This window comes from Pseudomonas sp. H1_G08, from assembly GCF_054681355.1.
On record NZ_CP162822.1, the window covers coordinates 385009 to 407215 of the forward strand.

A 22207-nucleotide genomic window follows, 5' to 3' on the forward strand; every position below is an offset into this window, starting at 1 on the left:
ATGTCCAGGAAGTCGCGTAAGCAGGCGATCAAGTGGTTTAAAAGGTTGTTGAAGTATGGATTGTTCTTTTATGTCTGTTACTGCGTAGCGGAATTTTATATTCGCAAAGAACAAACTGCCGAGTCGGCGGCTATTCACCAGGCAAACGAGAAAGCTTGCCAGAACAAGCTGGCGAGCATGCAGCAAGTGCCGATATTAGGCGGCGCCTATATAGATAAGACGCTGGTCCCTGAGTTTTACGTAGGCATGCCTGAAATGGTCAACAAGAAAGCGTGTCTGGCGATTGCTCTGAAGGGGCTTTTCTGGTGGACCGGGACGGGGCTGCACCGGTACCAGGATCAGCGCGCAGAGTCGATCCCCAAAAGTTGGCGGCTCTATAAATTGAACGCCGGACTTTTTACCAGGAAAGAAACCACCGAACCCCATGAGCGGGGTTATCGGCACGTCAACTGGCCGGATGAGTTGATTGTGAAACTAAAGAATTATCCGGGGCTGGAGATTTGGCTCGATGCACCTCCGCCGCATTTCAAGAATGAAGATTCGGTTAGAACGTTTGTCATTACTGGCTGGCCGCGGCGAGATGGAACCCCTCGGTTGATCAACTGTGACGGCTTGATTCGCCCGGCTTCGGAGGAAAAGCTGACTGACGAGAAACTGGCAAGGTTCAGCAGAACTGAATTGGAAAATCTTGATTTCGGCAAACTGAATTTCTTCTGCGCTATCAATCTGGATAACTTCGACTTCGCTGGTGGGCACGGTGGCGTAAAACTCGGATTAGCGTCATTACGCGAAGCACCTGAGATGCTCAAGTATCTCAGTGGTTATCTTTCACGGGCTGTTATTACAAGGAAGTAACAATGAGTTATGTTTTTAGCGACATGGAAAAATCAGAGATTTTCAACGCGGCTAATATTTGCAAAGGAATGAGGCTGAGCTCAAAACAAATTCAGTACGATGCGCTGAAAATAGCAGGGGCAAGCTGCGCCCCCCTGTACCAAAAGCTATTCGATATTATTGGTGAAAAAGTTTCTGACGTTGTAACTGCCGATAAAGAGGCCGGAGAAGTGCTGAAAAGCGCCAGACTCTGGCTTGCCGTGGCCATTGATGCCAACGGTGGAAACGGTGCCTACTCTGCCCTGATTCGTGGTTACACCTCCCGCCAGGGTGAACTGAGACTGAATACAATTTTCAGTGAAGACCTGATGCAGCTTTCATCCAACCAGGTTGCCGTCAACTTCATCAATACCCTGATCAACGGATCCCTTGCCGGTCAACTGGCACCCTGGACCGTTCCGTCAATCAGCCAGATCGCAGAAATCGACGCCAGCGCGATTGGCGAGGCCCTGTTCAAGGAGGTTTGCGGGGAGGACGACACCGCCGTGAAACGTAACTCCGGTTGGTCTGGAACAGTCGGATTCAGCCTGTTGGGCGGTAAACCTCCCTATGAAACGTGGAGACTGATCTCTGCGGGCGACCCGGATGCGGAAGATGGCGGCCCACCCACTCAGGCAAAACCCAACCGGCTCGACGACTATAAAAACATTCTCTTCGCCATCGACGCCTACAGCGTCGGCCTGCGAGCGGCGATCAGTAATTTCGGCGTCAATCCACTGCAAAGTCTGCTATCGGTCGTACCCGAGCAAATCAACATCGCGCTGGCCAGTGGCAGTGTGAATCCGCTGATTCAGCATGTAGTCAAAGGCACGCCTGTTGCCGCCGTGGTCGAGCTGATCTTGCGCTACGGCCAGAACGAATTTCTCGACATGTTCAAGCGCACTCACGACGGCGATTCTGCTGCCACACCCACCACCAACGACACCTTCGCCAGCAATGCTTACGCCTTCTTCTCGGCATTCTCCCCAGAGCAGTCGCAAAGCATCGTCACCCGGACAATAGGCGAGTTCGGCAATGCCAATGCATGGGCAAAACTGGCAGGCGAGGCGACGCCGCTCGGTCTGGCGTTGCGCAACTCTTTGCAGCAACTCAGTGAAGTCGTCATAGAGCGAGCCGACGGTTATCCCGACCGCAACCTCGAGCTTTACGATCCGCACACTGGCGAAGGCTTTATCACCGCGCAGTGGCTGGCGGACCGTGCGCAGATGCTCGCCCGTTTGATTGCCCGAACCCAAGGCTCGTTTGGCGAACACTCGCTGCAGCAGTTTTCCTACTCCGATCTCGCCTCCGGCAAACAGGCGCCGATGACCACCGGAGTGCTGAACTCGTTGGCCATGTTCGGTGATGACGGCGGGCGATCTTTCGCCGGTGGCGCCAATGCCGATCATCTGTATGGCGGCGAGGGCAATGACTCAATCGATGGGATGGCCGGTCACGATGTAATTGAAGGTGGTCACGGCAATGACTCGCTAACCGGAGGTGACGGCAATGATGAGTTGTACGGGATGGCCGGTGACGATGTTCTGATCGGAGGAAAGGGTAACGACTCCTTGATCGGGGGCGAAGGCAACGACCGTTATGAATTCGCCAGCGGCGATGGCCTCGACGAGATTCTTGATGCCAACGCCGATGGGCAGCTGTGGATCAACGGCGCACCGATTCCCGCACTCAAACGCCGCGCGCCTCTGAGCAACATCTGGTCTACCGAGGATCGGTCCATCACCCTGGCGCTTGTTGAAAACACCCTCAACATCAAATACGGCCAGGGCGATCTGGTGGTGATCAAAAACTTCCAGCCCGGGATGCTTGGCATCCGCCTCCCTGAATACGAGGGGCAGCCGCTCACTGCTGCGGATTTGACGCTTCAGGGCGACTGGAAAGCCAAAGACGCCGATCCCACTGTCCCCGGCGATCAGCCCTCCTTTGATGAGCTGGGCAACGTGGTGCTGCTGCCCAAGGTCAAACAGCGCAACAAGGCCGACGTACTTTACGGTTCCGCCGCAGACGATGTCATTCTCGGCCTGGGCGGTTCTGATCGATTGTTTGGCAAGGCTGGAGACGATCGGTTATTCGGCGACAAGCAGACGACGCTCGAAAAAGCTATGGCCGACGGTGACGCCAAGGGCAAGGCGAATCGCGGAGACTGGCTCGACGGCGGGCAAGGTGACGATTTGCTTATCGGTACGGCATCCCGAGATGTTCTGCTCGGTGGCAATGACCGGGATACCTTGATCGGTGGTGCTGGCGACGATGTGTTATCCGGAGACGAAACCACCGGTGCGCTGGAGCAGGGTTGGGCGGTCAAACACGCTACCGTCACTATTGCTGGCGGTGTGACCAGTCACCGAACGGTCTTTTCAAAGGCCTCGATAAACAGTGCGTCCGAGGGCGGTGACGACGTGCTGTACGGGCAGGGTGGCAAGGACTTTATCGACGGCGGCTGGGGGGAGGACCTGCTTGACGGCGGAGCTGACGACGATTTTCTCAAAGGCGATCAAGGTAACGACACCCTGGCCGGTGGCAGCGGCAACGACGTGATGCTTGGTGACAACCTCGATTGGGGCGGTGGCCTGCCCAGCAGACACCATGGCAACGATGTGCTGGACGGCGGCAGTGGTGATGATTCACTCGGCGGTAACGGTGGCAGCGACGCTTTGTATGGCGGCCCTGGCAACGACATTTTGCAGGGTGATGACGGCGTACTGGACGGCGTCGAAGGCGATGCCGCGCATTTTTTTGGCGATGATCTGCTGGACGGTGGCCTCGGCGATGACACGCTCTGGGGCGGCGGTGGCGATGATCTGCTCTTCGGCGGCGAAGGCCATGACGATCTGATCGGCGATAGCCCTGAGCATTCTGTTCGTTATCACGGTAACGACTTTCTTGATGGCGGTGCGGGGGACGACACCCTGCGAGGCATGGGTGGCGCGGATACGCTGACGGGTGGCGCAGGGGCTGATTTTCTCGATGGCGACGTATCTGACCTGCAACCGGGCGGAAGCAACAATGACGTGCTTCAGGGCGGTGAAGGAAACGATACGTTACAGGGTGGTTTCGGTGCCGACACGCTGTACGGCGGCGCGGGTGACGACATTCTTGCCGGCGATTACGAAAACAGCGCTGAGGCCGAGCAGAATGCCGATTATCTGCACGGTGGCTCAGGCAACGACACGCTGCTCGGAGGCGCTGGCAACGACACCTTGCTGGGCGGGGAAGGGACGGACTACCTTCGCGGCGATTCTGGCGACAACGTGTTTGATGGCGGTCCCGGTGCTGACGTGCTGGATGGCATGGATGGCGCTGACATCTACTATTTCGGCGCTGGCGACGGCCTGGATATCGTCACCGATGCCGGCGGCCGCAACATCATCAGGTTCGGTGCAGGGTTTTGCGCGCAAAGCCTGAAGGCCGACGTTATCGAAGTTACCGTCGGCACGGTGTTGCGACTGGCCAATGGCACGGGCGACGCGATACTCATCAAGAATCACGAGCGGTGGAAGGATTCCACATTCAATTTCAGCGAGGGCGTGGTACTTGATTACGCAGATGTCCTGCGCAAAACACTGCCACCGATAGAGACGGCCGAATCACCCGTACCAGAACCTGTCACCGCCCCGGCAACCACTGAAAGCAAAGCTGAGGATCCGTTTCAGCGAGACGATGTAACCGCTGCGGCGCAAGGCCCGGTGGCGTCTGTTCAAGCGGTCAACTGGACCGATGAGTTCCTCGCGCAAATCCAGTCAAAACGCTCCGCCCGCAGACACGCCACAGGTTTTACATTGAATGAGCAAGGCGTCTGGGTTCGCAGCCATATCACTACCAGCGACACCGGTTACACCACTCACACCGAGCTGATCGAGGACAGCGTCGAAGCGGGGACACTGTCTGAAACGCCGCCATGGATGAAGGTTGATTCAGCGCACGCCGTGGTCAGTGAAAGGCAGTCGACAACCACAACCCGTGTCGAACATAAACCGGTGAAAGCCGAGGGAGCAATGCCTTCCTCAGCTCAGGCGCCTCGCTATTATCGATCCGGTTCGGCCAACGGGTTTTCATTCAATTCGGGCGACGTATTGGTTGAGGACCGAGAGGAATCCGGCGCGCTTGAAGGCTGGTACGTCTATCCGGCGGCAAGCTTCAGTTCGGGCGCAACAGTGCCCAAGGCGTTTCGCAGGGATGTCACAACTGACACGATCAAACGCAAAATCGTCCATGGCGACGATGCCGGCGGGCGAGTCAACGTCGAAGTGGAAAACGTTTTCCACGGCGGCGCGGGTGATGATCTGATCGTCGCTTATGCAGGCTCCCCACTTGACTACGGCACTGTCGGCGACAGAACACCGGGCGCGTTTTTATCCGCAGGTGCAGGTGACGATACCTTGCTGGGCGCCGAGGGCGCCGACTATCTGGTCAGCGGGGCAGGGGATGACTGGCTTTACGGCGAAGACGGCGCCGACACCTACATCGTGCAAGCGTACGCCGCAGCGACCACCACGATTGCGGATGTGCCGAACCCTGTTTTCCACCGCGCAGAAGTTGGCGCAGCGGAGTGGAAAGACGAGTACGGAATGTCCGATCAGGACACGGTCGTCCTTCCAGCAGGCGCGCAGCGCGATGCACTGCAATTGAGCTGGGGTGCTGCGCTGATAGAGACCACTCATGTCGAGCTGGAGCCCAACCCGGATCGCGCGGCTTACCGCAACCCGCCGAAAGCGAAAATGCTTCATCCGACACTCGATATCCAATGGGGCGGGACGCAAAAAGTCCGCATCGTCTTGCCCCACAACGGTGAACTTGAGGGGGCCGGTATTGAACTCGTCAAGTTCGCCGATGGGTCGGTCGCAAGTTTGAAGCAGCTCCTGGAATCAAGTCAGCTCGGCTCTGCGCCCGAGACTTTTCATACGGGTGTCATCGTCAACCATCCCATCCGTTCAACTTCCTTGCGAGACGAACGAGCGCTGCCACTCGTGGGCGGTCGGGGCAACGACACGATAAGCGGCGCGGGGGAGATCCGAGGCATGCACGGGGATGACGTGCTCACGGGCAGCCTCGGTGATGATCTGCTGGTGGGTGGGTCGGGCAATGACACGCTGACCGGCGGTGCTGGAAATGATATCTACCGATACGATGGCCTCGGCAGGGACGTAATCATCAACAACGGAGGCGGCCTGGACGGGATCGATTTTTCCGAACGCAGGCTGACGATCGACAACCTGAAGTTTCACCGTGAGCGTGATGATCTGGTGATCGTGGTCGACTACGGCATGGCACCGAAAATCCGGGTTTCCAGGCACTTTGCCGAAGGTGAAAGCGCTATTGGCTTCATAAGAGTCAGCGAAGGAACAGCGACTCAAGACTACAGCGCGACGCAGATTGCCGAGCGCCTGCACCCGCTTCCGCCATTAAGGGATGTCGAGGATATTTTGATAAAGGGCGACGATGAAGCGCAGCGGGCCATGAGGGAAATCATTGAGTTCTACGAACTGAATGTCTGACAAGACGACCGATTGAGCCGGCCCGCGATGGCAATTCAGTCGCCATAGCGGGCCTCGCGTCACCTCAATACTGGGTCAGATCCGCCAACGGATGCCGTCCCTCCCAGACTTTATGAAAGTGTGCCTCGACCACCGCATCCGGCACGCTACTGATATCCGGCCAGTGCCAGTGCGGCTTCTGATCCTTGTCGATCAACCGCGCACGCACGCCTTCGCTGAATTCCGGATGACGGCAGCAATTGAGGCTCAGGGTGTATTCCATCTGGAATACTTCGGCCAGCGACATGTGCCGCGCGCGGCTGATCTGTTCCCAAACCAGATGCGCGGTCAGCGGCGAGCCCTCGGTCATGGTTTTCGCCGCTCGGGCGATCAATGGATCGCTGCTGTCGAGGTGCAGACTGATGGCTTTCCACGCACAGGTGACGTCGCTGACATCGAGCAGTTCGTCGATCAGCTGGCGACGCGGCAGCCACTGCGCTTCGGGCATTTGCTCAAGTGCCTCCTGCTGCAGAGCCTTGAGCAGGCTGTTGAGCTGCATGGCGGTCTGTTCCTGCCAGTTCAATTGCAGCAGGCCTTCGATCAATTGCGGTTGCTGTTCGTCGAGCAGGAAGCGATCGGCCAGATCCAGATCCAGCGCATCACGGCCGTTGATGTGCGCGCCGGTCAGGCCGAGAAACAAGCCGAGCTTGCCCGGCAATCGGGCGAGAAACCAACTGGCGCCGACGTCCGGATACAGTCCAATAGTGATTTCCGGCATCGCCAGACGGCTGCTCGGCGTGACGATCCGCGTGCTCGCGCCCTGCAACAGGCCCATGCCGCCACCGAGCACATAACCGTGACCCCAGCAGATCAGCGGCTTGGGATAGGTATGCAGGCTGTAATCGAGGCGATATTCCGCGCTGAAAAACTGCGCGGCCAACGGCGGGACTTCGCCGGGGTGAGCGCGGCAGGCTTCGACCAGGCTGCGCACCTCACCGCCGGCGCAGAAGGCTTTGGCGCCGTTGCCGCGCAGCAGCACGCAGACGATTTGCGGGTCATTGGCCCAGGCGTTCAATTTGTCGCTGAGGGCGTTGATCATCGACAGTGACAGCGCGTTCAACGATTTTTCGGCATCCAGGCAGGCGATGCCGATGCGTGCGCCGTCGGTGCCGGTAAGTTCTTCGAAGTGCAGATTCATCGTGACCTCGATCGGAAATTTGAGCGATCAGTATGATCGCTATGGGGGAAAGTGCCGGATCTGCGTCAGATCAATTGACAAGCGTGGTCGGCTTTCCTAGGGTTCGCCCCATTGTTTTTGCCGGAAATGACCATGACTGCTGACGACCGTATCAAACTCGAACCGAGCTGGAAGGAGGCACTGCGTGCTGAGTTCGACCAGCCTTACATGGCAGAGTTGCGCAACTTTCTGCAGCAGGAGCGGGCCGCCGGCAAGGAGATCTATCCGCCGGGACCATTGATTTTCAACGCACTGAATTCGACGCCGCTGGACAAGGTGAAAGTGGTGATCCTCGGCCAGGACCCGTATCACGGCCCGGGCCAGGCCCACGGTCTGTGCTTCTCGGTGCAACCGGGCGTGCCGGCGCCGCCGTCGCTGGTCAACATCTATAAAGAGCTGAAACGCGACCTCAATATCGACATTCCCAACCACGGCTACCTGCAGAGCTGGGCCGAACAGGGCGTGCTGCTGCTCAACACCACCATGACGGTTGAGCGCGCCAACGCCAACGCGCACAAGGACAAGGGCTGGCAACACTTCACCGACCGCATCATTGAGGTGGTCAGCGAGCGGCAGCCGCATCTGGTGTTCATGCTCTGGGGCGCCCATGCGCAGAGCAAGCAGAAGCTGATCGACGCGACCAAGCACCTGGTGCTGACCTCGGTGCATCCGTCGCCGTTGTCGGCGTATCGCGGGTTTTTGGGCTGTGGGCATTTCAGCCGGACCAACAAGTTTCTCGAACAGAATGGCGAAACGCCGATCGACTGGCGCTTGCCACCGATTTGATGTGTCGACCGGGTTGGCCCCTTCGCGAGCAGGCTCGCTCCCACAGGAATTGTGTGCAAGCCACAAACCCCCTGTGGGAGCGAGCCTGCTCGCGAAAAGAGCGACCCGATCTCGCAGACTTAGGCGGGATGACGATTCCAGTATTTGAACAACGGCTCCGCCAGAAACAGCACAAACAACAGCCGCATCACCTGCATCGCCGTCACCAGCGGCACCGACAGTTGCAGGGTCTCCGCCGTCAGGCTCATCTCGGCGATCCCGCCCGGCATCATGCCCAGGGTCAGCGAACGCAGATCCAGATGGGTCAATGCACTCAAGCCCAGCGCCGCCAGCGACGCGATCAACATGGTCAGCGCCGTGCCGATCAACGTCCGGCCCATGAACGACGGCGCGCGGCGGAAGAACTGCCGATTGAAGTGACAGCCCAGACCGCTGCCAATCAGCCATTGGCCGATCTGACTGCCGCCATTGGGCAAACCGATGTGCAGATCCCAGGTGATGCTGACCGCCGCACTGACCAGTAACGGCCCGAACAGCCATGGATTGGGTTGGCGCAAACGCTGCCAGAGCCAGGCAAGCAGGGCGCCCGCCGGAAACAGAATCGCCAGCCAGCGCCAATCGACACTGCCGGCGTGAGAAATCGGCGTGCCGTCGCCGAGCAGATACTTGAACGCCGCCGGCACGCACAACACCACCACCAACACCCGCAGACTCTGCCCGGCCGCGACATGGCTGAGCAGAGCACCGTTACGGGCACCGAGGTTGACCATCTCCCCGGAACCACCGGGCATGCTTGAGAAAAACGCCGTGGCGCGATCCTCGCCGGTGCGGCGCATCAGCCATACGCCGACCACCGCCGACAGGCTGGTGACCAATGCACCGAAGAAAATCAAACCGAAATGACTGAGCACCTGTTCCATCACCAGCGGGGTGAAGTGCAGGCCGATACCGATGCCGACGATCCACTGGCCGCACTTGCGCCCGCCAGGGATTTCCGCCAGTTGCCACGGCGTCAGGCAGCGCACCAGGATGATCGCCAGCAACGAGCCGACCATCCACGGTAGCGGCCAGCCGATCTGGCTGGCGATGAAACCGCCAAGCAGACCGACCAGCGGGGTGCCCCACCAGGCTTTCAGGGACAAGCGATCAAACATCGGCAATGACGCGCCGTGCCGCCGAACGTTTACGCCAGATGCGAATCAGCGGCATCAGCAGCATGATCGCGGTGAGGATCCAGCAACCGAAGGTGATCGGACTCGACCAGAGAATCTCCAGCGCGCCATTGGAGATCGACAGCGCGCGACGCAGGTTCTGCTCCATCAGGCCACCGAGGATGAAGCCCAGCAGCAGCGGCGACAGCGGGAAATCCAGCTTGCGCAGGATGTAACCGAAGATGCCGATACCGATCATCAGGAACAGATCGAAGGTGGTCGCGTGCACCGCGTAAACGCCGATCCCGGTGATGATCGCGATGATCGGCACCAGCGCCCAGTTCGGCACGGCGAGGATGCGAGTGAATACGCGGATCATCGGGATGTTGAGGATCACCAGCATCACGTTGGCGATGAACAACGACGCGATCAGACCCCAGACGATGTCCGGTTGCTGTTGGAACAGCAGTGGACCCGGGGTGATGTTGTACAGCGACAGCGCGCCGATCATCACCGCAGTGGTGCCCGAACCCGGAACGCCGAGGGTCAGCATCGGAACGAGAGCGCCGCACGCCGCGCCGCCGATCGCGGTCTCTGGCGCGGCCAGACCACGCGGATCACCTTCACCGAATTTGCCGCTGGTGCCAGCGATGCGCTTCTCGGTCATGTAGGCCACGGCACTGGCGAGCGTTGCGCCGGCACCGGGCAACACGCCCATGATGAAACCGAGCACGCCGCAGCGCACGTTGACGACGAAAACCGACGCCGCTTCCTTGAAGTTGAACATCATCCGGCCGGTGGCTTTCACCGCTTCCTGGCCGTGGTGGGTCTTTTCCAGCAGCAGGAGGATTTCGCTGATCGAGAACAGACCCAGCACCAGCACCACGAACTGGATGCCGTCGGTCAGGTGAATGTTGTCGCCGGTGAAACGGTACACGCCACTGTTGGCGTCGATGCCGACGGTGGAAAGGAACAGGCCGATCAGCGCCGCAATAAAGGTCTTCAACGGTCGATCACCAGCCATGCCGCCGAGACAGACAATCGCGAACACCATCAACACGAAGTATTCCGCCGGTCCGAAGGCAATCGCCCATTTCGCCAGCAGCGGCGCAAACAGCACCATGCCGCAGGTGGCGATGAACGCGCCGATGAACGAACTCCACGCCGACAGTGACAGCGCGACACCGGCCATACCTTTACGAGCCATCGGGTAGCCGTCGAGGGTGGTCATGACGGTGGAAGCTTCACCCGGAATGTTCAGCAGGATCGAGCTGATCCGGCCGCCGTATTCGCAGCCCAGATACACCGCCGCGAGCAGGATCAGCGCCGACTCCGGCGGCAGGCCGAGTGCGAACGCGATCGGAATCAGCAACGCCACGCCATTGATCGGACCAAGGCCCGGCAACAGGCCGACGACGGTGCCGATCAGGGTGCCGCACAGTGCGGTCACCAGGTTGTACGGGCTCAGCGCGACGCCGAAGCCCTGACCCAAATAGCCAAGGGTATCCATATCAGTTCTCCAGGACGCTGAGCAGACCGAGGGGCAGCGGAACATCCATCAAGCGATCGAACAGCAGATAGAGACCAACCGCCATCAGGCTGATGATGACCACGCTCGGCAGCCAGCGGCCGCCATAGAGACGGGCCATCGGTACGCCGGTAATGATGCTGGCCACGATGAAGCCAAGGGGTTCGAAGGTGCCGGCAAACACCAGCAGCAACACCACGCACAGACCTATCTTGGTCAGGGTTTCGCGATCCAGCGGCGGCTCATCCGGGTTGTGTTTGATGGGTGCCGGGCGAACCACCATGTACAGCAGCGCCAGCCCCATCAGGCCGAGCATCAGCAGCGGAAAGGCGCGTGGGCCGACGGGTTCATAGGAAAAAGCCGCTTGGTACGGCCACGCCATCAGTGCCAAGCCGGCACACACCAGCAGCAACACCGAGGCGAAAATGCGTTGAATAAGCATGGGAGCTCCTGTGCTGCGTCCCCGCGTAGGAGACGCAGCCACTAGACAGAGACGATCACTGGATCAGGCCGAACTCTTTGGCCAGCACTTTGTAGTCGGCGACCTGCTTCTTCACGTAGGTGTCCAGTTCCGGGCCGGTCATGGCGAACGGGAACAGCTCACGCTGATCGCGCAGCTTGGCGAACTCATCGGAAGCCAGCAGTTTGTCGAACGAGTCTTTCCACCAGGCGTAGTCTTCGTCGCTGACTTTTGGCCCGAGGTAGAAGCCGCGCACCACCGGCCAGACGATGTCGTAGCCTTGCTCGCGAGCGGTCGGGATGTCCTTCATTTCCGGTTCGTCGAGACGCTTGTCCGAGAACACCGCGAGCAGGCGCATGTCACCGCTCTGGATGTGCGGCATGGAGTCGGAGATGTCGGTACTGCCGACCTGGATGTGGCCGCCGAGCAGGGCCGTGGCGATCTCACCGCCGCCTTCGAGTGCCACATAACGCAGCTCGCGCGGGTTGATGCCGGCGGCCTTGGCGATCAGTGCGGTCTGCATCCAGTCCTGGCTGCCGACGGTGCCGCCGGAGCCGATAACCACCGAGCCTGGATCTTTCTTCAACGCCTGAACGAGATCGTCGAGGGTCTTGTAGGGCGAATCGCTTTTCACTGCGATGGCACCGTAGCTGGTGCCGACGGCCGCGAGCCAGCGCACGTTGGTTTCATCGAAGCGGCCGAACTTGCCCTGGGCCAGGTTCAACAGCGAACCGCTCGACCACGCGACCAGCGTGCCGGCATCCGCCGGACGTTGTGCCACCACCGCGTTGTACGCCACCGCGCCGACGCCGCCGGGCATGTAGGTCACGCGCATCGGCTTGCTCAACAACTTCTGGTTGACCAGTGCGCTCTGCACCAGTTTGCAGGTCAGGTCGAAACCGCCGCCGGGGGAGGCGGGGGCGATGCATTCCGGACGTTTCGGCTCGGCCATGAGTTGGCCGGCAAACAGCATCGCGCCAGCGGCGAGAGCAACTTTACGCAGTGATACGTTCATTTGAGTCTCCAGAGGAGTTGTTGTTATGGATGGACCGAATGACCAAAGGGCAACGCGAAAACCTAGCGGCAGGCGCAGTTTTCTCGCGGCGCGCGCGCAACGACTGAAACAACGGAGGGGAAACAGGACTGCGGCGAGAAGCCGACGGTGCAACGGTGGAATCGAGCAAGGCGAGCAGGCATTACAGCCTCGGTGCGCATGGAGGGCATGCTGGGGTACTCCGTTATTGTTCTTATGAGTCGAAAACGCTTCATGGCGTTTTGCGTTGCGCTGTGTGGCGGCAGCGGCGACAGTCGAAACTGTCCGTGGGCCGACTCTAACCGGCTAACCTTTCAACAACCTTTCAATTGTCTTTCACGGTTTTTCGGGCTTCACAGCGGCGGTTGCGGCTGTAAACTCCGCGACAAAGCGTGGCGTCGGCCAACCCTGAACGAGGTAAAAATCCATGCGTGTCCTGCTCGTCGAAGACCATTTGCAACTGGCCGAAAGCGTGGCTCAGGCGCTCAAGAGCACCGGTCTGACGGTGGATGTGTTGCACGATGGCGTAGCTGCCGACCTGGCGTTGGGCAGCGAGGAATACGCCGTAGCGATCCTCGACGTAGGCCTGCCGCGCATGGACGGTTTCGAGGTGCTGGCGCGGCTGCGTGCACGCGGCAAAAACCTGCCGGTGTTGATGCTGACCGCGCGCAGTGACGTCAAGGATCGCGTGCATGGCCTCAATCTCGGTGCTGACGACTACTTGGCCAAGCCGTTCGAACTGACGGAACTGGAAGCGCGGGTCAAAGCCTTGCTGCGCCGCAGTGTGCTGGGCGGCGAGCGTCAGCAGCGCTGTGGCGTGCTGGCTTACGACCTCGATACGCGGCGCTTCACCCTCGGCGACGAACTGCTGACCCTGACCTCGCGCGAGCAAGCCGTTCTCGAAGCGTTGATCGCGCGGCCGGGGCGAGTGATGAGCAAGGAGCAACTGGCCGCGCAGGTGTTCGGCCTCGACGAAGAAGCCAGCCCCGACGCCATCGAAATCTACGTGCACCGCTTGCGCAAGAAACTCGATGGCCAGCCCGTGGCCATCGTCACCTTCCGTGGCCTCGGCTATCTGCTGGAAAGCCGCGATGCATAAGCCCAGCAGCCTGCGCTGGCGGTTGCTGTGGAACCTTGGATGGTTGCTGGTGGTGCTGATGCTCGCCAGCGGCTTGAGCGCTTACTGGAACGGTCGCGAAGCCGCCGACACCGCGTATGACCGCACGCTGCTGGCCTCGGCACGCACCATCGCTGCCGGGTTGTCGCAGCGCGATGGCAGCCTCAGCGCCGATGTGCCTTACGTGGCGCTGGACACCTTCGCCTACGACAGCGCCGGGCGCATCTATTACCAGGTCAACGACATTCACCAGAAGCTGATTTCCGGCTACGAAAATCTTCCCGGGCCACCGCCCGGCACGCCGCGCACCGACAGCTATCCGGCGCTGGCGCGCTTTTACAATGCGAAGTACAACGGCCAGAACGTGCGCGTGGTCAGCCTGCTCAAGGCCGTAAGCGAGCCGAACATGAACGGCATGGCGGAAATCCGCGTGGCTGAAACCGACGAAGCGCGGGTCAGCATGGCGCGCAGTCTGGCGGCCGATACGTTGCTGCGCCTGGGCATGCTGGCCGTGGGTGCATTGCTGCTGGTGTGGTTCGCGGTGAGTGCGGCGTTGCGCCCGCTGGAGCGGTTAAGAACCGCTGTTGAGGAACGCCAGCCCGACGACTTGCGGCCGCTGCCGTTGGTGGAAGTGCAGCATGAACTGGGACCCTTGGTCCGCGCGCTCAATCATTTCACCGAAAGGCTACGCGGCCAGTTCGAGCGGCAGGCGCAGTTCATCGCCGATGCCGCTCACGAGTTGCGCACGCCGTTGGCGGCACTCAAGGCACGCCTGGAATTGGGCCTGCGCTCAAACGAACCGGAAACCTGGCGCACCACCCTTGAGTCATCCGCACAAAGCACCGATCGCCTGACCCATCTGGCCAATCAGCTGTTGTCGCTGGCCCGGGTCGAAAACGGTGCGCGGGCGATTGCCGAGGGCGGCGCGCAGTTGCTCGATCTGAGTCAATTGGCCCGAGAGCTGGGCATGGCCATGGCGCCTTTGGCGCACAAACGGGGTGTGGCTTTGGCGCTGGAGGCGGATGAACCGGTGTGGCTGCGCGGTGAGCCGACGCTGCTCAATGAACTGTTGAGCAATCTGGTCGACAACGCGCTGGCGCATACGCCACCAGGCGGCAATGTGATTTTGCGGGTGACGGCGCCGGCGGTGCTTGAGGTTGAGGACGACGGGCCCGGGATCCCGCTGCATGAGCGCGATCGGGTGTTCGAGCGGTTTTACCGGCGTAATCAGCAGGTCGCCGGTTCAGGTCTGGGCTTGGCGATTGTCGGCGAGATCTGTCGCGCGCATCTGGCGCAGATCACCCTGCATGATGGCGAGCAGGCAGGGTTGAAGGTGCGGGTCAGTTTTATTGCCGGGTAGTACTTTTGTGACCAGGGGTTTTTGTGGCGAGGGGATTTATCCCCGCTCGGCTGCGCAGCAGTCGCGGTTCGGATCGCAGAGTCTAGGGTCGCTTCGCAACCCAACGGGGATAAATCCCCTCACTACAGGTCAGTAGAACATCGACCGCGATTCTTCCAGATCCGCGCAGAACTGCTTGTTCTCCGGGTCAATCCCCAGCTTCCTGAACGCCGGCACGCTAAACGGGTCAATCCGCGCAAACGGATGATCGGTGTCCTTGCGGCAATACAAATTGGCCACTTGCACGACATCGACGTAATCGATGCGCGTCGAGTCGCGGCTGAAGTCTTGATACAGCAACGGCAAATGCACCAGGCGCTCGGGAAACTCCCAGACCCGCAGCAATTTCTCGCCCAGCAATGGGTGAATCTGCTCGATCACATGGGTCAGGCTGACCGCATCGGAGAGCAGTTCATTGTGGTCTTCGGCGTAAGTCAGAATCGGCAACACGCCAATCTGATGCACCAGCCCGCCGAGTGCCGCCTGATCGGGTTTGAGCTGAGTGTGACGACGACACAGGGCATAGCTGACGCCAGCGATTTCCAGACTGCTGCGCCAGACTTCGCGCATCTTCTGTTCGACCACCTCGGAGCGGGCATTGAAGATCTGCTCCATCACCAGACCGATCGCCAGGTTGCTGCTGTAGTTGATGCCCAAACGGGTGATGGCGGTGTGCAGGTCGGTGACTTCCTGCGCGGCGCGCAGCAGCGGACTGTTGACCACTTTGATCAGGCGCGCCGACAGCGCGGTGTCGCGGCCGATGACTTTGCTCAGATCGCTGACGCTGATTTCCGGATCCTCGGCGGCCTTGCGAATCTGCAGGGCCACTTCCGGCAACGTTGGCAGAACCAGGTCATCGTTATCGATGGCCGCAACCAAATCCTGTTGGACCTTTTCCGCCAGTTCGCTCATTTGGACTCTCTAGGGTGTTGCAACAATGCTGCGATCAACGCTGGATTTCGCGGTCGCGATCCAGTTCGTAAGGCAGGTCGAGCACGTGCAACGCGGGGCCTTCGAGGGCGCCCAGACGCAAATCACCGGCTTCGGCAGCTTCGGCCTGCAACACGGCCAGGAGTTCAATGTTTCCCTCGGCATTGGCCGCCAGCACCACTTCGCCGATCGAGCTGTTGTGGCTGGGGGCGAACAACTGAGTGCCGGGCTCCGGCAACTCGGCCGCGTCCAGGCGCAGGCGGTACAGGCGCCGCTTGAGCTTGCCCAGGTACTGCATGCGCGCGACGATTTCCTGGCCGGTGTAGCAGCCTTTCTTGAAACTCACGCCGCCGACCGCCTGCAAATTGAGCATCTGCGGGATAAACAGCTCGCGGGTGGAAGGCATGACCTGGCCGATACCGGCGCGGATCTGGCCCAGCAGCCATTGATTCAGTTCGCCCTCAGCCAGCGTGGCGGACAGTCGGCTTTGAATGTTTGGCGCCTGAGCGGCAGGCACCCAGAGTTCGGCGCGCTCGGGCGAAACGCGAATTGCGATCAGGCCTTCATGGCGCACAACGCTGTCGGTTTCGGCGGGCAGTGCCAGACCGAGACTGGTCAGGGCTGCATCGCCATGTGCCACACCGAAGCGCACCCAGGCGGCGCTTTCATCGGTCAGCTTCGATTTGGAGAACACCGCGTACTTTTTCAGGTCGGCCAGTTGCGGTTCGAGCAGCTCGCTGGCCATCGCCATCACCACGCCGTCACCTTCAAGCAGGATGCGGAAGCTCGACTGCATCCGGCCTTTCTGCGTGCAGCGGGCGCCGAGGCTGGCGCGGGTGTCGCTCAGGTAATTGATGTTGCAGGTCAACTGGCCTTGCAGGAATTTTCCGGCGTCCGCACCGCGAACCGCGAGTACGCCTTCATGAGACAGGGTGCAGAAAAAAGCAGAATCGGCCATGGGTCATCGCAGGGTAAATAGACTGGGGCACATCATAAGGGGGCAGGGTTGAAATGGGTAGTTGATAAAGGATCAGAGGTCCCCGACCAAAGCCGACTGTGCGGCCCGCGCCGGGGCTGTATACTGCCCGGCAAATTCGAGGAGGGCTCCATGGTCGAACAAGTTGAACTGAATCGCCTCTTTTGGCACAGCCGTCGCGGCATGCTTGAGCTTGACGTGCTGCTGGTGCCGTTCGTGCAGGAGGTTTACGCGACGTTGAATCAAGTGGATCGCGATCTGTACGTGCGTTTGCTGACCTGTGAGGATCAGGACATGTTCGGCTGGTTCATGGAGCGCAGCGAGTCGGAAGATCCCGAGCTGCAACGCATGGTCCGGATGATTCTGGATCGTGTCCAGCCCAAGTAATACGTTCGAATGCCGCTGGCATGCCTCACGGCAGTTGCTGGCGGCGTATCTGTTGGCCCAGGCGTTCGCCATGGGCTCGTTGTTTCTTCTGTCGATTCCACTCTGGGCCAGTCTGCTCGGCGCTTGCGTCTGTGCGCTGCATGGTTTTTGGGTGCTGCCACGGCAGATTCTGCTGAACCACCCGAAAGCATTCTGCGGCTTGCGCCGCGATGGCGATGGCTGGCAGGTCTGGAATCAGGCTGATGGCTGGCAAGCGGTGCAACTGCGCCCGGACAGTCTGGCGCTGCCATTGATTGTGGTGTTGCGCTTTCGTTTGCGCGGAGAGTGGCGGGTCAGGTCGATCTGCGTACCACGTGACTCGCAGGCGGCGGATCTGCACCGACGCCTGCGAGTGCGGCTCAAGTTCAGCCGGCGTAGGTGGGCGGCACCAGAATAGTGTCGAGCGCTTCGGGCAGCAGATCCGGGTAGTCGAGGGTGTAATGCAGGCCACGACTTTCCTTGCGCTCCATGGCTGAGCTGATCATCAACTCGGCGACTTGTGCCAGATTGCGCAGCTCGATCAGGTCGCGGCTGACTTTATAGTTGCTGTAGAACTCATCGATCTCATCCAGCAGCAGACGCACCCGATGCTGCGCCCGTTGCAGGCGCTTGTTGGTGCGCACGATGCCGACGTAGTCCCACATGAATCGGCGCAACTCGTCCCAGTTGTGCGCAATGATCACGTCTTCATCCGAGTCGGTGACCTGGCTGGCGTCCCAAGCGGGCAGGGCGTTTGGCGCCCCGACCTCATCAAGTTGCGCGAGAATGTCCGCTGCTGCCGAACGGGCATAAACGAAGCATTCCAGAAGCGAATTGCTGGCCATGCGGTTGGCGCCGTGCAGGCCGGTGAAGCTGGTTTCGCCGATGGCGTAGAGGCCAGGCACGTCGGTGCGACCGTGCTGATCGACCATCACTCCGCCACAGGTGTAGTGCGCGGCGGGGACCACCGGGATCGGTTGTTTGGTGATGTCGATGCCGAAGCCCAGGCAGCGTTCATAAACAGTCGGGAAGTGAGTTTTTACGAACGGTTCAGGCTTGTGGCTGATGTCGAGATATACGCAGTCGACACCCAGACGCTTCATTTCATGGTCGATGGCCCGCGCGACAATGTCACGAGGCGCCAGCTCCGCGCGTTTATCGAAGCGATACATGAAGCGCTCGCCGTTGGGCAGCTTCAAATGCGCGCCTTCGCCACGCAACGCCTCAGTGATCAGGAAACTCTTGGCTTGCGGGTGATACAGGCAGGTCGGGTGGAACTGGTTGAATTCCAGGTTCGCCACCCGGCAACCGGAGCGCCAGGCCATGGCGATGCCGTCACCGCAGGCGCCGTCGGGGTTGCTGGTATAAAGGTAGACCTTGGCCGCGCCGCCCGAAGCCAGAATCACGAAACGTGCGCCGTAGGTGTCGACTTCGCCCGTGGCGCGGTTCAGCACGTAGGCGCCGAGGCAGCGATCGCCTTCCATGCCCAAGCGGCGCTCGGTGATGAGATCAACGGCCACCCGCTGTTCCAGCAGTTCGATGTTCTCGCGCTCTTTGGCCTGGGCCAGCAAGGTTTTGAAGATCGCGGCACCGGTGGCGTCTGCAGCATGGATGATGCGCCGATGACTGTGGCCGCCTTCGCGTGTCAGGTGAAATTCGAAACCACCATCTTCAGTGCCGGACTGTTCGTCGCGGGTGAACGGCACACCCTGGTCAATCAGCCATTGGATGGCTTCGCGGCTGTGCTCGACGGTAAAGCGTACGGCGTCTTCATGGCACAAGCCGCCGCCCGCATTGAGGGTGTCGTCGACGTGGGATTCGACAGTGTCGGTATCGTCGAGCACCGCGGCCACGCCGCCTTGGGCCCAGAAGGTCGAACCGTTGGCGAGATCGCCTTTGCTCAATACGGCAATGCGCAGATGACCGGGCAAGGTCAAAGCGAGAGTCAAACCGGCAGCACCGCTGCCAATCACCAGAACATCGTGTTGGAACTGTTGGCTCATTTCAGGATTCCGCTCAAAGCGACCCGGGTCGGGGTTGGCGCAAGACAGCTGGATCGGCGAGTCAAGACAGCCACACAGCCCACTAGTATATAGAGGGGTTGGGCGGCACAATAGCCAGGCCCAGATGGCATTGTGAGACTACTGCGCGGTAAAAAGCGCTGTGCTTCGTCGGAAGTTTTTTTGCCGGTTTGGGAAAAAGACACCTGTATCGGCGCTGAAACAGACTTTTCCGAGCAGGGTTGCGCAATGTCAGGTGGGTACGGCTATAAATAATTGGAACTTTTGCCAAAGGCCCAAGATCAATAGACGGTGCCAGAAACCAGGGACAGTGTCGGCTTCAGTGCGGAATCTGCGTTTGGATTCCTGCCGGCGAAACCGATAACAAGATTATTCGCGCAGCCGGTTTATCCCGCGCTGCGTTTTTCGTGCGTGCCAAATCAGAGCCCGCAGGAAACTTGCTTGGAGGGGGAGAACTTTTGCGAAAAGCCCGAGTCTATGTTTGCAAGTCTGGTCGTTTAGTAATGCAAGTCTCCTCCGGGCTTATCGAGGAGTGTTCATGCTAACCCAGGAAGAGGATCAGCAGCTGGTCGAACGCGTACAGCGTGGCGACAAGCGAGCTTTCGATCTGCTGGTGCTGAAATATCAGCACAAAATTCTCGGGTTGATCGTGCGTTTTGTGCACGACACCCATGAAGCCCAGGACGTTGCTCAGGAAGCCTTTATCAAGGCGTATCGGGCACTTGGAAATTTCCGCGGTGACAGTGCGTTTTATACGTGGCTGTACCGTATTGCCATTAACACGGCAAAGAACTACCTGGTTTCCCGCGGCCGTCGGCCGCCGGATAGCGATGTAAGTTCGGAGGATGCGGAGTTCTACGATGGCGATCACGGCCTCAAGGATCTCGAATCACCAGAACGTGCATTGCTGCGGGATGAGATCGAAGGCACCGTCCATCGGACCATCCAGCAACTGCCAGAGGATTTGCGTACGGCTTTAACTTTACGTGAATTCGATGGTCTGAGTTACGAGGACATTGCGAGCGTCATGCAGTGTCCGGTGGGTACCGTGCGCTCCCGGATTTTCCGCGCTCGGGAGGCCATCGACAAAGCCCTGCAACCGTTGTTGCAGGAAAACTGAGACAGCGGCGACAGCCAAGAGAGGAACGCCATGAGTCGTGAAGCCCTGCAGGAATCGCTGTCCGCAGTGATGGATAACGAAGCGGACGAACTGGAATTGCGTCGAGTGCTTAGCGCACTGGATGATGTTGATACCCGTGAGACCTGGGCTCGTTACCAGATCGCTCGGGCAGCCATGCACAAGGATCTGCTGCTTCCGCGTCTGGATATCGCTGCGGCAGTGTCCGCTGCGCTGGAAGACGAAACGGCTCCGGCCAAAGTATCCCGCAGCCCATGGCGCAACCTGGGTCGCCTCGCTGTTGCCGCTTCGGTAACCGTGGCCGTTCTGGCCGGTGTTCGCCTGTACAACCAGGACGAAATCGCTGGTGTTGAACTGGCCCAGCAGTCGAATCAGCCTACTCTGGCCACTCCACAGGTCAAAGGTCCGGCAGTTCTGGCTGGTTACAGCGAGAGCTCGGAAGCGACTGGTCCTATGGCTAACGGCGTTCTGCAAGGACAGCCAGGGTGGCATGATCAGCGTCTGCCAGGCTATCTGCGTCAGCACGCTCAGCAGGCTGCACTCAAAGGAACTGAAAGCGCGCTGCCATACGCACGTGCCGCAAGCCTGGAAAACCGTTAAGGAGGATCATGCGCGCCATCCCTCTACTTTCGCTTCTGCTCAGTGGCTGGTTCATCGTTCCAGCCCACGCTGACGAGGCCCAGGACTGGTTGACCCGTCTGGGCCAGGCCGAGCAGCAGCAAAGCTTTCACGGTACTTTCGTTTACGAGCGCAACGGCAGTTTTTCCACGCACAACATCTGGCATCGTGTCCAGAATGGCCAGGTCCGCGAGCGGTTATTGCAGCTCGACGGTTCGGCTCAGGAAGTCGTGCGCATTGATGGACGTACTCAATGCGTCAGCGGCACACTGATTGCGGGATTGGGTGACTCGCCCAACGCTGCCGCCCGTGCGCTGGATCCCAAAAAGCTGAAGAATTGGTATGACCTTGCTGTCATTGGCAAGTCGCGCGTGGCCGGTCGTGATGCAGTGATCGTGTCGCTGACCCCTCGTGATCAGCACCGATACGGTTTCGAGCTGCATCTGGACAAGAAAACCGGCCTGCCGCTCAAGTCGTTGCTGTTGAACGATAAAGGGCAATTGCTCGAGCGCTTTCAGTTCACCAGCCTCGACACCGATGAAGTCCCGTCGGACAAGGATTTGTTGGCAGACGCCGATTGCAAGCCGATCAACATCGCAAGCGACAAGGCTTCTGCGGCGAAGACCGTGCAAAACTGGCGTTCGGACTGGCTGCCGCCCGGCTTCGAGCTGACCAGCAGCAGTTCGCACAAGGATGCGCAGACCAATACCCAGGTCAGCAGCTTGATGTATGACGATGGCCTGGCGCGTTTCTCGGTGTTCCTTGAGCCATTGAACGGTGCCACCGTCACCGACACCCGCACTCAGTTGGGTCCGACCGTCGCGGTATCCCGTCGTTTGACTACACCGCAAGGTGAAATGATGGTGACGGTGGTTGGCGAAATCCCGATTGGCACCGCCGAACGAATCGCTCTATCGATGCGGAACAACGATGGCGCTGCGACCAGCAAGCAGTGAGCTGATTTCAGTCATTTCCACCTCGTCGTCGAGACGTCGAAATGTTTGCTGAGCATTTTCATTTGCAAAACCCCTGAAAATTTT

18 protein-coding genes are annotated in these 22207 nt (G+C 59.8%); 10 read left to right on the top strand and 8 right to left on the bottom strand.

Annotated elements, in window-relative coordinates; all coding sequences use genetic code 11:
* Both AB4N85_RS01795 and AB4N85_RS01800 read left to right on the top strand, forming a co-directional pair.
* A complete protein-coding gene (locus AB4N85_RS01795) occupies positions 1 to 855 on the top strand; it encodes a hypothetical protein (protein ID WP_217852417.1) in 855 nt (284 codons plus the stop codon).
* A 2-nt stretch (positions 856 to 857) separates the two neighbouring features.
* Positions 858 to 6389: a calcium-binding protein gene (locus AB4N85_RS01800; protein ID WP_290127818.1), complete on the top strand. Its 5532-nt coding sequence runs from the start codon at positions 858 to 860 to the stop codon at positions 6387 to 6389.
* 64 nt (positions 6390 to 6453) lie between these two features.
* On the opposite strand, the gene AB4N85_RS01805 is transcribed toward AB4N85_RS01800, so the two are convergent.
* Positions 6454 to 7566 (bottom strand): enoyl-CoA hydratase/isomerase family protein, encoded by a 1113-nt coding sequence (locus tag AB4N85_RS01805; protein WP_252868942.1) that lies wholly within the window; start codon positions 7564 to 7566, stop codon positions 6454 to 6456.
* A gap of 132 nt (positions 7567 to 7698) precedes the next feature.
* On the opposite strand from AB4N85_RS01805, the gene ung reads away from it, so the two are divergent.
* Complete coding sequence (gene ung, locus AB4N85_RS01810) at positions 7699 to 8391, top strand: uracil-DNA glycosylase (RefSeq protein WP_150636503.1); 693 nt, start codon at positions 7699 to 7701, stop codon at positions 8389 to 8391.
* A 119-nt stretch (positions 8392 to 8510) separates the two neighbouring features.
* Here the strand turns inward: ung and AB4N85_RS01815 are convergent, their stop codons facing one another.
* From AB4N85_RS01815 to AB4N85_RS01830, 4 genes are read right to left on the bottom strand one after another with little or no spacing between them, the layout of a single operon-like run.
* Entirely contained in the window at positions 8511 to 9545 is a 1035-nt protein-coding gene (locus AB4N85_RS01815; RefSeq protein ID WP_056783516.1) for an AbrB family transcriptional regulator, read from the bottom strand.
* Complete coding sequence (locus AB4N85_RS01820) at positions 9538 to 11052, bottom strand: tripartite tricarboxylate transporter permease (protein ID WP_016771277.1); 1515 nt, start codon at positions 11050 to 11052, stop codon at positions 9538 to 9540. Before AB4N85_RS01820 ends, AB4N85_RS01815 begins: the two co-directional genes overlap by 8 nt.
* Position 11053: 1 nt before the next feature.
* The gene (locus tag AB4N85_RS01825; protein WP_095180598.1) at positions 11054 to 11512 is read right to left on the bottom strand and encodes a tripartite tricarboxylate transporter TctB family protein; all 459 of its coding nucleotides are present in this window, start codon (positions 11510 to 11512) and stop codon (positions 11054 to 11056) included.
* Between the two features lie 55 nt (positions 11513 to 11567).
* On the bottom strand, positions 11568 to 12545 hold the full coding sequence (locus tag AB4N85_RS01830) for a Bug family tripartite tricarboxylate transporter substrate binding protein (RefSeq protein ID WP_024011991.1): 978 nt from the start codon (positions 12543 to 12545) through the stop codon (positions 11568 to 11570).
* Between the two features lie 445 nt (positions 12546 to 12990).
* Between AB4N85_RS01830 and AB4N85_RS01835 the strand changes: the two genes are divergently transcribed.
* Together AB4N85_RS01835 and AB4N85_RS01840 are read left to right on the top strand one after the other, a co-directional pair.
* Complete coding sequence (locus AB4N85_RS01835; protein ID WP_024011992.1) at positions 12991 to 13662, top strand: response regulator; 672 nt, start codon at positions 12991 to 12993, stop codon at positions 13660 to 13662.
* Entirely contained in the window at positions 13655 to 15040 is a 1386-nt protein-coding gene (locus AB4N85_RS01840) for a sensor histidine kinase (protein WP_039760888.1), read from the top strand. The genes AB4N85_RS01835 and AB4N85_RS01840 overlap by 8 nt, the downstream gene beginning before the upstream one ends.
* A 129-nt stretch (positions 15041 to 15169) precedes the next feature.
* Here the strand turns inward: AB4N85_RS01840 and AB4N85_RS01845 are convergent, their stop codons facing one another.
* Positions 15170 to 15991, bottom strand: a complete 822-nt coding sequence (locus tag AB4N85_RS01845; RefSeq protein ID WP_016770675.1) for an HDOD domain-containing protein — start codon at positions 15989 to 15991, stop codon at positions 15170 to 15172.
* Between the two features lie 34 nt (positions 15992 to 16025).
* On the bottom strand, positions 16026 to 16967 hold the full coding sequence (gene ygfZ / locus AB4N85_RS01850; RefSeq protein ID WP_252868943.1) for a CAF17-like 4Fe-4S cluster assembly/insertion protein YgfZ: 942 nt from the start codon (positions 16965 to 16967) through the stop codon (positions 16026 to 16028).
* Between the two features lie 150 nt (positions 16968 to 17117).
* Between ygfZ and AB4N85_RS01855 the strand changes: the two genes are divergently transcribed.
* Together AB4N85_RS01855 and AB4N85_RS01860 are read left to right on the top strand one after the other, a co-directional pair.
* Complete coding sequence (locus AB4N85_RS01855) at positions 17118 to 17372, top strand: FAD assembly factor SdhE (RefSeq protein ID WP_007911418.1); 255 nt, start codon at positions 17118 to 17120, stop codon at positions 17370 to 17372.
* Positions 17356 to 17808 (top strand): protein YgfX, encoded by a 453-nt coding sequence (locus tag AB4N85_RS01860; RefSeq protein WP_095180600.1) that lies wholly within the window; start codon positions 17356 to 17358, stop codon positions 17806 to 17808. The genes AB4N85_RS01855 and AB4N85_RS01860 overlap by 17 nt, the downstream gene beginning before the upstream one ends.
* Here the strand turns inward: AB4N85_RS01860 and nadB are convergent.
* Positions 17777 to 19393: an L-aspartate oxidase gene (nadB, locus tag AB4N85_RS01865; protein ID WP_460066727.1), complete on the bottom strand. Its 1617-nt coding sequence runs from the start codon at positions 19391 to 19393 to the stop codon at positions 17777 to 17779. The two genes, AB4N85_RS01860 and nadB, sit on opposite strands and share 32 nt — an antisense overlap.
* A 556-nt stretch (positions 19394 to 19949) precedes the next feature.
* On the opposite strand from nadB, the gene rpoE reads away from it, so the two are divergent.
* The 3 genes from rpoE to AB4N85_RS01880 are packed head-to-tail and all read left to right on the top strand — an operon-like array spanning position 19950 to position 22123.
* Positions 19950 to 20531 (top strand): RNA polymerase sigma factor RpoE, encoded by a 582-nt coding sequence (rpoE, locus tag AB4N85_RS01870; RefSeq protein ID WP_003172477.1) that lies wholly within the window; start codon positions 19950 to 19952, stop codon positions 20529 to 20531.
* A 30-nt stretch (positions 20532 to 20561) separates the two neighbouring features.
* The gene (locus AB4N85_RS01875; protein WP_008077804.1) at positions 20562 to 21149 is read left to right on the top strand and encodes a sigma-E factor negative regulatory protein; all 588 of its coding nucleotides are present in this window, start codon (positions 20562 to 20564) and stop codon (positions 21147 to 21149) included.
* Between the two features lie 8 nt (positions 21150 to 21157).
* Complete coding sequence (locus AB4N85_RS01880) at positions 21158 to 22123, top strand: MucB/RseB C-terminal domain-containing protein (protein ID WP_095180602.1); 966 nt, start codon at positions 21158 to 21160, stop codon at positions 22121 to 22123.
* Positions 22124 to 22207 lie beyond the last annotated feature (84 nt).